This window comes from Nostocoides sp. (genome assembly GCF_035343835.1).
Taxonomy (GTDB): Bacteria; Actinomycetota; Actinomycetes; order Actinomycetales; family Dermatophilaceae; genus Nostocoides_A; species Nostocoides_A vanveenii.
The window spans coordinates 1-13,687 of record NZ_DAOQZV010000071.1 but is presented as its reverse complement, the minus strand read 5'-3'; the positions used below and the strand labels follow the sequence as shown (position 1 = coordinate 13,687).

Genomic DNA, 13,687 nt, shown 5'->3' with positions numbered 1-13,687 from the left:
CGGGCCGACTGGCTCACCGACGAGGCGCGGCGCCGCCTGCGCGCGATGCCGTGGCGCGTGACGGATCGCCTGGACCGGACGGGCGTGCGGTTGGCCGGCGAGGACCTGCGCTGGCAGTCACCCGGAGCCGAGTTGGCTAGCGAAGGCGTGGTCCGCGGGGCGATCCAGGTGCCGCCGTCGGGGCAGCCGATCCTGTTCCTCGCCGACCATCCGGCGACAGGCGGCTATCCGGTCGTAGCCGTCGTGTCGTCAGTCGCTGCGGACCGGGCCGCCCAGTTGCGTCCGGGCGATGAGGTACGGCTCAGTCTGCCCTGACGACCCCGGATCGCGGGCCGAAGTCACTCCACGAAGTTTTCCCCCGCTCCGCTCCTCCAATACTTCGCGGGGACCCAACACGTCACCCCGATCGCGGGCTGACCTGTGGACGACGGATGACCGGCTGTCGGCGGCACGGCATACGGTCATCGGTATGACGCGACCCAGTTCCACAACCGGCCCGCCGGCACCACCGGCCGGGGCACCGTCGCTGCGCGAACGGGCCGAAGCTGACCTGCGCCGCCTCGTCGGCCGCGCCGACGCCGACTTCCGAGACGGGCAGTTCGAGGCGATCGAGGCGCTGGTGGAGCGGCGGGCCCGGGTGCTCGTCGTGCAACGCACCGGGTGGGGCAAGTCGGCCGTCTACTTCGTCGCGACGGCCCTGCGGCGGGCGGCCGGAGCCGGACCGACGGTGATCATCTCGCCGCTCCTGGCGCTGATGCGTGACCAGATCGGCGCAGCCGAACGCGCCGGGATCCGGGCGGTGACGATGAACTCGGCGAATGCCACCGACTGGGATCAGGTGCGCGATGCGCTGGCGGCCGACGACGTCGACGTGCTGCTCGTCTCGCCCGAGCGCCTGAACAACCCGCGCTTCCGCGAGGAGCAACTGCCCGACCTGGCGCGCCGCTGCGGGTTGTTGGTCGTTGACGAGGCGCACTGCATCAGTGACTGGGGGCACGATTTCCGACCGGACTATCGCCGGATCAAGGACCTGCTCGACGGTCTCCCGGCCGACACGCCCGTCCTCGCGACGACCGCGACGGCGAATGCGCGGGTCGTCGCCGATGTCGAAGTGCAGTTGTCCGCGGGGGGCGCGCCGGTCACGACGATCCGGGGCGGCCTGGCCCGGGACTCGCTGCGGCTCGGCGTGCTGCGCTCGATGTCGCCGGAGCAGCGGCTGGGCTGGCTGCTCGCGCATCTTGGCGACCTGCCGGGGAGCGGCATCGTGTATGCGCTGACCGTCAGCGGTGCCGAGGATATTGCCGACGCCCTCGCGCGGGCCGGTCATCGGGTGGCGGCCTACACCGGTCGCACCGACCCAGGGGACCGCGAACGCCTCGAGAATGCCTTGCGCGCCAACGAGATCAAGGCCCTCGTCGCGACCTCGGCACTCGGCATGGGCTTCGACAAGCCCGACCTCGGCTTCGTCGTGCACGTCGGCGCACCATCGTCGCCCGTGGCCTACTACCAACAGGTCGGGCGGGCCGGGCGGGCCACCGAGCGGGCCGATGTCCTGCTGCTCCCGGGGCCGGAGGATCAGGACATTTGGCGCTATTTCGCCTCGGTGTCGATGCCGCGCGAGGAGCAGGCGTCAGCGGTGCTAGCCGCCTTGGCGCAGGCCGGACGCCCCCTGTCGACCGCGGCCATCGAGACGATCGTCGACATCCGGCGCGCCCGACTGGAGTTGCTGCTGAAGGTGCTCGATGTCGACGGGGCGGTCAACCGGGTCAGCGGCGGCTGGATCGCTACGGGTGCGCCGTGGACCTATGACGGCGAGCGGTACGCGTGGGTCGCCCAGCAGCGACAGGCCGAGCAGGAGCAGATGCTCGCGTATGAACGCGGCGCGGCCTGCCGGATGGCGTACCTCCAGCACGCGCTCGATGACGACTCCGCAGCCGACTGCGGACGCTGCGACAACTGCGCCGGCCCCTGGTATCCAACGGAGATCCCCGATCGGGTAATCGGGGCCGCCCGCGAGCAGTTGGCCCGAGTCGGCACCGTGATCGAGCCGCGCGCGATGTGGCCGACCGGGATGGACCGGCTCGGGGTCCCGGTCCGGGGCAAGATCGCGGCGCAGGAGCAGGCGGAGGACGGGCGAGTGCTCGCTCGCTTGTCGGACCTGGGATGGGGCCAACGCTTGCGCCCGCTCCTGCAACGGGACGGGCCGGTGCCCCCAGAGGTGCTGTCCGGGGTGGTTCAGGTGCTCACGGAATGGGGCTGGGCACAGCGACCGGTGGCCGTCGTGGCCATTCCGTCGCGCGCCCGGCCGGCGCTGGTGACCTCGCTCGCGCAGGGCATCGCCGAGATCGGTCGGCTGCGCTATCTGGGCACCCTCGACGTGATTGATGGTGGTCCAGCCGGTGAGCCGGGCGGCAATTCCGCCTTCCGGCTGGCGAATGTGTGGGAGCGCCTGGCCGTCGGTCTGGCATTGGCCGACGCCTTGGCCGGCATTCCCGGCCCGATCCTGCTCGTCGACGACTTTGTGAGTTCCCGGTGGACGGTCACCGAGGCGGCGCGAGCCTTGCGGCGCGCCGGGGCCCCAGCCGTGCTCCCCCTGGCGCTAGCGATCGACGGCTGACCGCCGCCCGTGCACAGGTCGAGCCCCGCCCAGATCCCCGGGCGGGGCCCGACCCGGTGATGACGATCAGGAACCGAAGGCGTCCTTGGCCGCGTCGCGCGCGTCGTCGACGGCGTCCCCGGCACGCTCGGCAGCCTGCTTGACGTTGGCCTCGGCCTGCTCGGTCAACCCCTCGGCCTGCAGACGCTCGTTGTCCGTGGCGTCACCGACCTTCTCCTTGACCTTGCCGACGGCCTCTTCGGTGGCATTGCTGATCTTGTCGCCGATACCCATGCGTTTCTCCTTTGTTCGGTTGATCAGTGGTTCCACCGTGCCAAAGGATCGGCTCTCTAGGGGGCTAAGGACCGGGGATCTTCAGCGCCGGACCGTCGCCGATTCCGCGGCCGGGGCCGGCAGTCGCACCGTGAACATCGGCAGAAAGACCTGCACCAAGGGGCCGATGAGGACGGCATACAGCACGGTGCCAAGGCCGACGACACCGCCGAGCAGCCAGCCGACGACGAGTACCGACACCTCGATCGAGGTGCGGACCAGGCGCAACGAAACCCCGGTGCGCCGGTGCAGGCCCGTCATCAGCCCGTCGCGCGGCCCGGGCCCGTACTGGCTGCCGATGTAAAGGCCGCCCGCGATGGCATTGGCCACGATGCCGCCGAGGAGGAGCCCCCATCGAGCGCCCAGGTTGTCTGGCGCGTCCAGCACGCGCAGCGTCGCGTCGGTCGCGAGCCCGATCAGCACGGAATTGAGCACCGTCCCCAGCCCCGGCCACTGCCGAAGCGGTATCCACAGGAGCAACACCACAAAACTCGTAACGATCACGACCGTGCCGAAGCTGACCCCCCAGTGCTCTTGCACGCCCTGATGGAAGACATCCCACGGATCGAGACCGAGGCCGCTGCGCAGCATCATCGCCATCGAGACGCCGTAGAGCACCAGACCGATCACCAGCTGACTCAGCCGGTGGGCCGTCTTCCCAGCGCGGATCTGCTCCAGCGGGGTCATCGGATGCAGGTCCGCCCGGCGGGCCAGGCCGCGGCGGGCCAGCGCAAGTGGTGACATGCCTACAGCCTGCCCCCAAGTGGTCTGGTTTTACATAGCCAATCATGCAATAGTGGCCTCATGACGCCGTCCATCTCCGCCGTGCGGCTCGGACGCCTCCTCGGCGAAGACGCCCTGGCTCGCCCCGCCTATCGGTCGCTCGCCGGTGCGATCATGGCGCTGCTCGCCGACGGCCGCATCCCCTCCGGCACCCGCCTGCCCAGCGAGCGCGAGTTGACCGCCGCACTCGGCTGCTCTCGCACGACCGTCACCAACGCGTATGCCGTGCTGGCCGAGCGCGGCTATCTCGCCGCGCGTCGTGGGTCGGGCTCGATCGCGCGCGTGCCGAGCAAATCCGCGTCAGCTGGTCGAGTGCTCACGCCGGCGATACGGCTGGATCCCGACGCCATCGACCTGACCTGCGCCGCCACGAGGGCGCCGGAGGGGATTCTCGATGCCTTTGCCGCGGCCCTCGCCGAACTCCCCGGCTATCTCAGCGACAACGGCTACGCCCCGGTCGGCCTGCTCGATCTGCGTTCCGCGATCGCCGACCGCTACCGGCAGCGCGGCCTGCCGACGAGCCCCGACCAGATCCTCGTCACCTCCGGCGCAGTCGCCGGCCTGGCCATCGTCTCGCGCGCCCTCCTCACCGCGGGCGACCAGGTCATCGTCGAGAGTCCGACCTATCCCAACGCGCTGGAAGCCTTGGGCCGCAGCGGGACTCGCACCCTGACGATCCCCGTGGATGCGACGGGGCCGGATCTCGACGAGACGGAACGGGTGTTGCGCGCCGGGGGCGCGCGGGCGGCATACCTGATCCCCGACTTTCACAATCCGACCGGCGCCCTGCTCGACGACAGCGACCGCGAACGACTCGCCAGGGCACTTCGGCGCAGCGGCACCATCCCGCTCATCGACGAGACGGTGGCAGAGGTCGACCTCGACGGCGGCCCGGCCGTGCGACCTTTCGGCGTGTTGGCCCCGGACGCGATCGCGCTCGGCAGTGCGGCCAAGAGCTTTTGGGGCGGCCTGCGGATCGGCTGGATCCGCGTGCCGGGCGCGCTCGCCGGGCGGTTGCTCGACGCGCGGGCGACCCTCGATCTCGGTGCGCCGATCCTCGAACAACTCGTCCTGACCCACCTGCTGCGCACCCACGGCGGTATGCCGATCGGCCGGCTCGCCGAGCTTCGCGCGGCCCGCGATGCGACGAGCGCCGCACTGCGCGAGCGGCTTCCCGACGCGCGCTTCGTGGTGCCGCGCGGTGGCCTCAATCTGTGGGTCGACCTCGGCGAGATCAGCGCCGGTGCGGTCGCTCTCGCCGCCGAGCGCCTCGGCCTGCAAATCGCTGCTGGACCCCGCTTCGCCCCCTCCGGCGGCTTCGAGCATCACGTCCGGATCCCCTATGTCGCTGACCCCGACGTGATGGCGACCGCGGTCGAACGTCTCGGCGCGGCCGTCGATCATGTCCGCGCCCACGGGGTCGCCGGGATCACGACCGCCGCCGCCCACGGCTTCGTCGCCTGATCGCCCGCACCGGCCGCCCGGACCTGGCACGCTGGCGCCATGACGTCCTTCCGGATCACCCGTCTGCAACATGTCCAACTCGCCATCCCGCCGGGCGGCGAGCAGGCCAGCCGGTCCTTTTGGGTGGACGCGCTGGGTTTCATCGAAGTGCCCAAGCCGCCGATGCTGGCCGTGCGAGGCGGGTGTTGGTTCCGGCTCGGCGACCTCGAGATGCACATGGGGATCGAAGAGCCCTTCGTGCCGGCCCGTAAGGCGCACCCCGCACTCTTGGCCACCGACCTCGATGCGCTGGCCGCGCGCCTGACCGAGGCCGGGGGCGAGGTCCGGTGGAGTCAGGAAGTCCCGGGCACCAAGCGCTTCCACACCGACGACCCCTTCGGCAACCGGCTGGAGTTCATCGAGGACGTGCCCTAGCCCCTAGTCAGCCGGCGGCCAGCCCGTCCGGGCGCAGCATCGCCGGCTGCAAGGTCGTCGCCGGACCGCGCCGATAGAGCAACGCCGGTCGCCCGAGGCGACCGTCACTCTCGTCCCGGCCCTCGGTCGCCACCACGAAGCCAGGGGTCGAGAGCACCTTGCGACGGAAGTTGCCGAGGTCCGGTGCGGCCCCCCAGACAGCGGCATACACGCGGCGCAGGTCGGCCAAGGTGAACGGCTCGTCGGCGAACTGTGCTGCGAGCGTGGTGTATTCGATCTTCGATCGCACGCGCTCCAGGGCATCGCGCAGGATGTCGGCGTGGTCGAAGGCGAGGTCGAGGCTCCCCTCCCCCGGGGCATCCGCATCCAGCCCCAGGTCCTCGACCGGCCACCATCGCGCCGCTGCGGCGTCCGAACCGGCCGTCGGGCCGCTGCGAGCCAGGCCCGGCGCGAAGGCGACGTGCGCAACGGAAACGACTCGCATCCGCGGGTCACGATCCGGCGCCGAGTAGGTGGCCAATTGCTCGAGGTGTCCCGAAAAGCGTTCCAGGCCAGTCTCTTCGGCAAGTTCCCGCCACGCCGCGCTTGCGGCGTCCTCGGCGATTCCGACGAAGCCACCCGGCAGGGCCCAGTGCCCTGCGAAGGGGTCATCCCCACGTTGGACGAGCAGCACGGCCAGGGTTCCCTCGTGGATGGTGAACACGGCGAGATCCACGGTCACCGCGAACGGCGGATAGCTCTCACCGGACCGCTTCGCCGCGCTCATCGGAGCACCTCCACGCCAGCGGCGGCCAGCTCATCGAGCGCCGCAGCACAGGACTGCGGCGCCACCCCCGCCGTCAGCGGAAGGATCACCCGTGTCTCGAAGCCGGCCCGGCGTGCGTCGAGCGCCGTGGCGCGAACGCAGTAGTCGGTCGCGATCCCTACCACGTCCACGGCTCGAATCCCTTGCGCAGCAAGAAGTTCGGCCAAGCCATCGCCGTCGGCGTCGGCGCGCCCTTCGAACATCGAGTAGGCCGGCTCGCCCATCCCTTTGCGCACCTGATGGGTCAGCCGATCCGCCAGGCCCGCCTCGGCGAACTCGGCACCCGCTGTGCCGGCGACGCAGTGCACCGGCCAGGTGCCCGCGTAGTCGGGCGCGCCGGTCAGTGCGAAATGGCCCCCATTGTCCGATCCTGGTGTGTGCCAATCTCGGGAGCCGACGATGAGGCGGTAGTCGCCGGCATACCGATCGATGTGGTCGACGATCGCAGCGGCGACGGCGCGCCCACCGGTGACGGCCAGCGATCCGCCTTCGACGAAATCGTTCTGGACGTCGACGACCAGAAGCGCTGTGGTGCTCATGCCTAGTCCTCCTCGGTTGCAGTGGTGAAAGGCGTCCCGTCGGCGACATCCCGGGCGCTCGCCGGCAAGGCCTCGACGACCGCCCGGGCATACCCGCGGATCTCGTCGAGCGCCGGGTTGTGGACGATCTCGCCGCCCCGGATCACGGGCACTTGCAGGGGCCGGGCGTCCGGGGGAACGGTGCCGTCGAGAGTGAAGCCTTCGCTCCCGTCTCCTCGCCGGTATGCCGTTTTCCGCCCGCCCGCGGATCCCTTGCCGCTCGCCTTCTTCGCCACCGGGCGAAGGGGTGCATCGGCTCCGGGGCGGTCGGCTACGGCGACGAGTTTGTAGACCATCCCCGCGGTGGGATGCCCCGATCCGGTAACGACGCGCGTGCCCACGCCGAACCCGTCGATCGGTGCCGCGCCGAGGGCGGTGATCACGTACTCGTCAAGGTCACTGGTGACGACGATGCGGGTGCCGGTGGCGCCGAGTTCGTCGAGCAACGCTCTGGCACGGCGCGACTCGATGTCGAGATCGCCGGAGTCGATGCGGATCGCGCCCAGCCCGGACCCGGCTACCTCCACCGCCGTCCGGATGCCCTGCTCGATGTCATAGGTGTCGACGAGCAAGGTGGTGCCGACGCCCAGGGCGGCCACCTGGCTGGCGAAGGCTGCGCGCTCGCTCTCGTGAGAGAGGATGAAGGCGTGGGCCACCGTGCCCACGGTCGGAATGTCGTAAAGGTGGCCACCGGCGAGATTGCTCGTACTCCCGAAGCCGGCCAGATAGGCCGCGCGGGTCGCCGCGATGGCCGACATCTCGTGCGTTCGCCGACTGCCCATCTCGATGATCGGCCGGTCGCCCGCGGCCGTGACCATGCGGGCGGCAGCGCTGGCGACGGCCGTGTCGTGATTGAGCACCGAGAGCACGAGTGTCTCGAGGAGCAGACATTCACCCAGCGGGCCCTCCGCGGTGAGGACGGGGCTCCCGGGAACGTAGATCTCGCCCTCCGGATAGGCCGTCAGGTCGCCACTGAACCGGAAGTCCGCCAGCCGGTCGGCCGCCTTGGGCGTGATCGCGCCGACCTGCAAGAGATAGCCGATCTCGTCCTCGTCGAAACCGAAGTCGGCGATCAGCGGAATCAGTCTGCCAAGCCCGGCAAGTAGGCCATAACGCCGGCCCGGCGGCAGACGACGGGCAAAGGCTTCGAAAACGCTGTGATCGTCGACGCTGCCGTCCTCGACGAAGGAGGAGTACATCGTCAACTCGTAGCGGTCGGTGAGCATCCCCGGGCTCGGCGCGTGCCACGTGCCACCCACGGCCCTTGATGAAGGCCCGCTCGGGACCGTCGATTCAGTTGCATCCACTACGGATCCCCCTCTCTGCGGCATTACAGTCATTTTGACTATAACAGGACTTCCCCCGCCGTGGGGCAGGACGGCCCGCCCATCCCGGGCCCACCCAAGGCCCGCCCCTCAGTCGCGCACGTGCTCCGCCGACAGTGCGATCTCCTCGAACACGACCCGGCCGGCTAACCCGGACGGATACCCTTTGCGAGCCAACAGCCCCGCGAGCCGGCGCACCTGAACGGATCGGTCGAGCCCGTTCAGTCGCTTGAGCCGGGTCCGAACGAGGGCTCGCGCTCGCTCTTCCTCGACCGCATCAGGAACGGCGTCGAGGACGTCGGCGGCCGTGTCGGCAGCAACGCCTTTCGCGCGCAACTCCCGGCTCAGCATCGCCTTGGCCACGCCCCGGCTGTTCTGCTTCGAACGGACATAGAGCTCGGCATACGCCGCATCGTCGACCAGACCGACCTCGGCGAGCCGGTCTAAAACCTCGCGCGCCACTGCCGGGTCACACTCCCGCTTCGCCAGCGCGCGCTCCAGCTGGGCCCGCGTCTTGGGCGAATTCGTCAACTGGCGCAAGACAATTGCCTTCGCGACGGCGTGCGGATCCCGAGCCGCTGGTGTGCGGTCGTCGCCGGAGGGAGTGGATTCCGGCGACGACCGCGGCGGGGGGTGTGGGTTCCCGCCGGTTTGGAGCCGGGCCACCTCGGCGCGCAAGGCGTCGAGGGCGGGCCGCGACTGGCTGCTCACGACCGTCAGAATTCGACTGGCACGTCGACGACGGCCGGTGCGTCCACGCGCGGACCGATGCCGAGCTTCTCCTTGATCCGCTTCTCCAACTCGTCGGCCAGGTCGGGGTTGTCCTTGAGGAAGTTGCGGGCGTTCTCCTTGCCCTGACCGAGCTGGTCGCCGTCGTAGGTGTACCAGGCCCCGGACTTGCGCACGAAGCCCTGGTCCACGCCCATATCGATCAAGCCGCCTTCGCGCGAGATGCCGTGGCCGTAGAGGATGTCGAACTCGGCCTGCTTGAAGGGCGGGCTGACCTTGTTCTTGACGACCTTGACCCGTGTGCGATTGCCCACTGGCTCGTTGCCGTCCTTCAGGGTCTCGATCCGACGCACGTCCAGTCGGACAGACGCATAGAACTTCAGCGCCTTGCCACCCGTGGTCGTCTCGGGGCTGTTGTGCACCATCACCCCGTCGACGAAGTAGTTGTGGGTGCCCTCGACTTCGATGTCGAATCGGTGCATCGATCGGGTCGGCGGCTTGACGTGGACATCCAAGACGCGAGCGGGCACCAGGACCTCCCGCGGCGGCACGAACTGCGGCGGCATCGCGAACTGGCCACGGAATCTCGGCAGCAGCTTGTCGTCCATCGACGGATGGACATACGGCGCCACAACTTCCATGAAGCGCGCGGAACCAGCGGTGGTCAGCACCAGATACGACTTCTGGGCTCGGCCCCGCGTCGTGACCGCGGCCTCGACTCCGAATGTGTCGCGTAGGTAGTCCGCGAGCCGAGTGCGGCTGGACGGACTCATCGCCTCGACGCAAAAGTCGATCCGACCACTACCCCCGCGCGTTCGCTCCTGCAGACCCTTACTGCGCAGGGCAACGGAGCCGTCGTCCATGAACCACACCGCAAGAGCCACCGGGGTGAGCTGCTTGAGCACCTCGTCGGTGACGTGCTTCTTGCCGTCGCCCCAATAGACGACTTCACGCAACTCGCCGAGCTCGGGCAACGGAGTGAAGTCGACGTGAACCGCGCCCGTGGACCGAACTGTCCGGGTCTGGCCGATGTTGCCGAGCTGGGCGCACTTCCAGTCGAGATACGCGACCTGCTTGGGTCCGTGCCCCATGCGGTAGCGAACGCCTGACCGTCCCCGGGTGTTGGGAGCCAAATGGCCGTTACCCAGCAGACCGCCAAGGATGACCTGCCACTGCTGGTCGGACAGACGCGCCGTCTCGCTGACCATGACCCGATCTCCTGCGATCAACTCGCCGGCCTCGCGCCAACCACCAGGCGTGCGGACCAAATGGTTCTCGGTGGCGGCGAACTGTGAGCGTCCGTTTCCTCCGGACTTGGCGACCGTGAATTGAAGGAAGCGTGCGGCTGGACCATTGTCGAACCAGTTGGTCACCGGCCTGGCAACGACGCTGTCGGTCACGGGGTCGTAGGTGCGGACCTCGACGTCCATCCGCTGGTTGACGATCTTGCCGATCTTTTCGGTGGATCCGTCGGCCAGCGTGATCCGCGTGTTGTACGACATGCAGCCGAACATCACCCCGATCTTCTCGCGCAGCTGGTTGATGAAGATCGCCGTCGTATTGGTGTTGTTCAGCGCGCCGGTGATCTTGCGCAGCGCCTGACTCATCAGGCGTGCCTGCAGGCCGACGTGCGAGTCGCCCATCTCGCCCTCGATCTCGGCGCGCGGCACGAGCGCCGCGACGGAGTCGATGACGATGATGTCGATCGCCCCAGAACGCACCAGCATGTCGGCGATCTCCAGCGCCTGCTCACCGGTGTCGGGCTGGCTGACGATCAGCGCATCGGTGTCGACACCGAGCTTCTTGGCATAGTCCGGGTCGAGCGCGTGCTCGGCGTCGATGAAGGCCGCGATCCCGCCATTGCGCTGCGCATTGGCCACCGCATGCAGCGCCACGGTTGTGTTGTGCGACAACATCCCATTGGCAAGGAAGCTGTGGGAATCGGGAACCATGAGATCGAAGGTGGGCTCCTCGCCCGCGTCCTCGACCGCGGTGATCGCTTCGTAGGTGTAGTCGGACTCAGCCAGCTCCTGCAGAATGCCGATGATGTGCTTCGCTCCCGGGGGGATCTGAGACGGGCGCCCCTGCGCCCAGGCGAGGATCTTGTCCAGGCGCCCGCGGGAACAACCCAGGTCCAGATCTGCGCGGAAAAGATCCCCCGCGATCCGATCGAACTCGCGGTCCCCGCCGATTGCGTCCCGCAGATCGGCGATCAGGCCCCGTAGGTGGGGAATGTTCTCGAACTGCGGATCACGCGGAGAGCGACGAAAGTTCGAGGCCACTTGATCCGCACGACGCCGGCTGCGGAAGCCGACGGTGTCGAGGAAGCGGTGAGCAGCGGCCGGGTTGATGAGCACGCTGTAGTACTCGCGGTCGTAGGTGGCGTTGTGGGTGGTTTGGATAGACGCCGGAATCCCCAACCCGAACAACATCAGTTGGACCTGCCGGGCGAGCTCCACGGAGGCAGTGCCCAGACCGATCGTGGAGGTGGGGTCGATCCAGCCATCGCCTTCGAACAGGGCAGACAAGAAGGCGACCTGGGCCTTGGCGCCGGCCGTGCGAACCCGGTGCGGGATCACCTTGCCGGGCGCATTGACGTAGTCGAGCCCATACTCGTCCGCGATGCGTCGACGCAGGGCGACGTCGTGGATGACATGCTCCCGGTCCGCGTCGTGCTTGACGCGGACTCCAAACAGAGTCTCCGCGAGCCGGCTCCACTCCGCCGCCACCTCGGCATCCCAATTGGTGAAGCGGACCGCGTGCCGGTTCGCCTCACCGAGCGTTCCTTCGGCGACCAGGTATCCGAGGAAAACGGCCTCGTCCTCGCTAAGACCGGCACCGCAAGCCGCTTCTTCGGCGCCGAAGAGCGCCGAGACGATGACGTCGCCCGGCACTAAGCGTCCTGCGTTGCGCCAGACGATATTGCCGCGCTCCGACATGACGCGGAAGGGGTGATTGTGCGTCGCGGTGACGCTTCGGCCGGACCGAGTGGTGATGCGAAGTACGGGCTTGCGGTTGTTGTGCGTCAGCACGACGACAGGCTCGAGCGCTCCGCGCTCGTTGACGATTCGAACCCCGGAGTCTCGGACATCGGTGGTTCGAGACGTGCACGAGGCCGCCTGTCCGAAGCGGGCGAAGAACTCGGCAACCGTTTCCAGGCCCAGATCGGTCCAGATGTAGGTGTCCGCAGTCAGACATTTGCCGCTGCTCTCAGGTCCGTAGATCTCCACCACGCGCCCGCGCGGCAGGCCGCCGATGCCGAGGGCGACATCCAGCGAGATCGATCCGGTCGGGATCACCTCGATCGGCGCGCGGACCTCGTCGCCGAGCCGCATCACCGCGCCCTTGCCGAAGTTCTTCTCGATCTGCCCCATCGCGGACTCGAGGGCCTTGCTCTTCTGGTCGGCCAACTTCTGGTCCATGTCCGGCTTCGCGGCCATGCCACACCTCTTCTTTCATCTCGTGTCGAGCGCGCCTGCCTTCGACCCCGGCCGAGTTCGGCTCGTGGGTCAGACGCTAGGCGGGACCACCGACAACCCTCCATCCCCGCCGGAAAGGCTGTGGATGATGCAGTGCGGCGTTCCCACCTGTGAACGACACTAGCCGAACACTTGTTCGACGAACAGCGACACGCCGCAGCATTGCCGAGGGTGTCTACTTGTGGCCTCACATCCGTCCACGGTCAGGCGACTACTTGGTGATGCCACCCGTCCAACCCTTCGAGAACGCCGTGCAGACGCACGGACCCACCGTGCTGCGCGTCTGCCGCGCGGTCCTGGGCGCCGGTCCGGACGCCGACGACGCATGGTCGGAGACCTTCCTCGCCGCGCTTCGCGCGTGGCCGGACCTACCGCCCGGCACCAACGTCCAGGCCTGGCTGGTGCGTGTCGCCCGCAACAAGTGCATCGACATCGTCCGCGCGACCGCCCGGCACGCGATCCCGGCCGATGCGCTTCCTGATGCCGCGCGCTCGCACGACCCGCAGGCCACCGACGTCTGGCAGGCCGTCGCCCGGCTCCCCCAACGCCAACGCGAAGCCGTCGCCTATCACTACTTCGGCGGGCTGCCGCATACGGAAACCGCCGAACTGACCGGCTCCTCCCCCGCCGCCGTTCGCCGGGCGGCGGCCGACGGCATCGCCGCCTTGCGCCGCACGCTGTCCACCGACGATCCGACCCCGTCCGCCCGCACTCCCGCGAAAGCCAGCCGATGAGCCCGACCCTGACGACCCTGACCGCACCCACGGACACCGAACTGCAGAGGCTGCACGATCGCCTCGCCGCCCGCGCCGAGAGCGAGCACCTGCTCGCCGTCGCCTATCGCATGCTCGACACCCCGATCGGTTCGCTGTTGATCGCCGCCACCGAGCGCGGCCTGGTGCGGGTGGCTTTCGAGAACGAGAACACCGACGCGGTGCTCGCCGAGCTGGCCGACCACGTCAGTCCCCGCATCCTTCGCGATGCCCGCCGCCTCGACCTCGCCGCGACCGAACTCGACGAGTACTTCGCGCACGCGCGGACCACCTTCGACCTCCCGCTGGATTTCGCCCTCACCCGGGGTTTTCGCGGCGAGGTCCAGGCCGCGCTCACCGCGATCCCGTATGGCGCGACGGCCACCTACGGAGAAGTCGCCGCCCTCGTGGGCCGCCCCCGCGCGGCCC

At 69.0% G+C, this 13,687-nt stretch carries 12 protein-coding genes and 5 pseudogenes; 6 read left to right on the top strand and 11 right to left on the bottom strand.

Annotated elements, in window-relative coordinates:
• Together PKH97_RS07125 and PKH97_RS07120 are read left to right on the top strand one after the other, a co-directional pair.
• A pseudogene (locus PKH97_RS07125) lies at positions 1 to 315 on the top strand (hypothetical protein); the annotation flags it as partial.
• Positions 316 to 469: 154 nt separating this feature from the next.
• The gene (locus PKH97_RS07120; RefSeq protein WP_324386709.1) at positions 470 to 2,617 is read left to right on the top strand and encodes a RecQ family ATP-dependent DNA helicase; all 2,148 of its coding nucleotides are present in this window, start codon (positions 470 to 472) and stop codon (positions 2,615 to 2,617) included.
• Between the two features lie 66 nt (positions 2,618 to 2,683).
• On the opposite strand, the gene PKH97_RS07115 is transcribed toward PKH97_RS07120, so the two are convergent.
• A complete protein-coding gene (locus PKH97_RS07115; RefSeq protein ID WP_324386708.1) occupies positions 2,684 to 2,890 on the bottom strand; it encodes a CsbD family protein in 207 nt (68 codons plus the stop codon).
• Between the two features lie 81 nt (positions 2,891 to 2,971).
• A complete protein-coding gene (locus tag PKH97_RS07110; RefSeq protein WP_324386707.1) occupies positions 2,972 to 3,673 on the bottom strand; it encodes a YitT family protein in 702 nt (233 codons plus the stop codon).
• 60 nt (positions 3,674 to 3,733) lie between these two features.
• Here PKH97_RS07110 and PKH97_RS07105 point away from each other — a divergent pair, with 60 nt between their 5' ends.
• Both PKH97_RS07105 and PKH97_RS07100 read left to right on the top strand, forming a co-directional pair.
• Complete coding sequence (locus PKH97_RS07105; RefSeq protein ID WP_324386706.1) at positions 3,734 to 5,176, top strand: PLP-dependent aminotransferase family protein; 1,443 nt, start codon at positions 3,734 to 3,736, stop codon at positions 5,174 to 5,176.
• Positions 5,177 to 5,215: 39 nt separating this feature from the next.
• A complete protein-coding gene (locus PKH97_RS07100) occupies positions 5,216 to 5,590 on the top strand; it encodes a VOC family protein (RefSeq protein WP_324386705.1) in 375 nt (124 codons plus the stop codon).
• A gap of 7 nt (positions 5,591 to 5,597) precedes the next feature.
• Here PKH97_RS07100 and PKH97_RS07095 read toward each other — a convergent pair whose 3' ends face one another.
• From PKH97_RS07095 to PKH97_RS07055, 9 genes and pseudogenes are all read right to left on the bottom strand, one after another.
• Positions 5,598 to 6,356, bottom strand: a complete 759-nt coding sequence (locus PKH97_RS07095; protein WP_324386704.1) for an NUDIX domain-containing protein — start codon at positions 6,354 to 6,356, stop codon at positions 5,598 to 5,600.
• Positions 6,353 to 6,934 carry an isochorismatase family protein gene (locus PKH97_RS07090; protein WP_324386703.1) on the bottom strand — a complete coding sequence of 194 codons (582 nt, stop codon included), beginning with the start codon at positions 6,932 to 6,934 and terminating at the stop codon, positions 6,353 to 6,355. The genes PKH97_RS07095 and PKH97_RS07090 overlap by 4 nt, the downstream gene beginning before the upstream one ends.
• A gap of 2 nt (positions 6,935 to 6,936) precedes the next feature.
• Entirely contained in the window at positions 6,937 to 8,232 is a 1,296-nt protein-coding gene (locus PKH97_RS07085) for a nicotinate phosphoribosyltransferase (RefSeq protein ID WP_324386702.1), read from the bottom strand.
• 156 nt (positions 8,233 to 8,388) lie between these two features.
• Positions 8,389 to 8,838, bottom strand: a complete 450-nt coding sequence (locus tag PKH97_RS07080) for a regulatory protein RecX (RefSeq protein ID WP_324386701.1) — start codon at positions 8,836 to 8,838, stop codon at positions 8,389 to 8,391.
• Positions 8,839 to 9,014: 176 nt separating this feature from the next.
• The gene (locus PKH97_RS07075; RefSeq protein ID WP_324386711.1) at positions 9,015 to 9,509 is read right to left on the bottom strand and encodes a hypothetical protein; all 495 of its coding nucleotides are present in this window, start codon (positions 9,507 to 9,509) and stop codon (positions 9,015 to 9,017) included.
• Between the two features lie 177 nt (positions 9,510 to 9,686).
• Positions 9,687 to 10,187, bottom strand: a pseudogene (locus PKH97_RS07070) (recombinase RecA); the annotation flags it as partial.
• Positions 10,188 to 10,295: 108 nt separating this feature from the next.
• Positions 10,296 to 10,928 (bottom strand): annotated as a pseudogene (locus tag PKH97_RS07065) (recombinase RecA); the annotation flags it as partial.
• Between the two features lie 3 nt (positions 10,929 to 10,931).
• A pseudogene (locus PKH97_RS07060) lies at positions 10,932 to 12,221 on the bottom strand (LAGLIDADG family homing endonuclease); the annotation flags it as partial.
• Between the two features lie 3 nt (positions 12,222 to 12,224).
• Positions 12,225 to 12,467: pseudogene (locus PKH97_RS07055) on the bottom strand (DNA recombination/repair protein RecA); the annotation flags it as partial.
• A gap of 260 nt (positions 12,468 to 12,727) precedes the next feature.
• Between PKH97_RS07055 and PKH97_RS07050 the strand changes: the two are divergent.
• Together PKH97_RS07050 and PKH97_RS07045 are read left to right on the top strand one after the other, a co-directional pair.
• The gene (locus PKH97_RS07050) at positions 12,728 to 13,240 is read left to right on the top strand and encodes a sigma-70 family RNA polymerase sigma factor (RefSeq protein WP_324386710.1); all 513 of its coding nucleotides are present in this window, start codon (positions 12,728 to 12,730) and stop codon (positions 13,238 to 13,240) included.
• The coding region (locus tag PKH97_RS07045; protein WP_324386700.1) for an MGMT family protein at positions 13,237 to 13,687 on the top strand (451 nt) is incomplete at its 3' end. The genes PKH97_RS07050 and PKH97_RS07045, both read left to right, overlap by 4 nt.

What these genes read in the sequence shown, in the direction of transcription:
- PKH97_RS07050 (WP_324386710.1), top strand. Translation starts at nt 12,728, where the DNA reads ATGCCACCCGTCCAACCCTTCGAGAACGCCGTGCAGACGCACGGACCC.
- PKH97_RS07095 (WP_324386704.1), bottom strand. Translation starts at nt 6,356, where the DNA reads ATGAGCGCGGCGAAGCGGTCCGGTGAGAGCTATCCGCCGTTCGCGGTG.
- PKH97_RS07100 (WP_324386705.1), top strand. Translation starts at nt 5,216, where the DNA reads ATGACGTCCTTCCGGATCACCCGTCTGCAACATGTCCAACTCGCCATC.
- PKH97_RS07110 (WP_324386707.1), bottom strand. Translation starts at nt 3,673, where the DNA reads ATGTCACCACTTGCGCTGGCCCGCCGCGGCCTGGCCCGCCGGGCGGAC.
- PKH97_RS07115 (WP_324386708.1), bottom strand. Translation starts at nt 2,890, where the DNA reads ATGGGTATCGGCGACAAGATCAGCAATGCCACCGAAGAGGCCGTCGGC.
- PKH97_RS07090 (WP_324386703.1), bottom strand. Translation starts at nt 6,934, where the DNA reads ATGAGCACCACAGCGCTTCTGGTCGTCGACGTCCAGAACGATTTCGTC.
- PKH97_RS07120 (WP_324386709.1), top strand. Translation starts at nt 470, where the DNA reads ATGACGCGACCCAGTTCCACAACCGGCCCGCCGGCACCACCGGCCGGG.
- PKH97_RS07075 (WP_324386711.1), bottom strand. Translation starts at nt 9,509, where the DNA reads ATGCACCGATTCGACATCGAAGTCGAGGGCACCCACAACTACTTCGTC.
- PKH97_RS07105 (WP_324386706.1), top strand. Translation starts at nt 3,734, where the DNA reads ATGACGCCGTCCATCTCCGCCGTGCGGCTCGGACGCCTCCTCGGCGAA.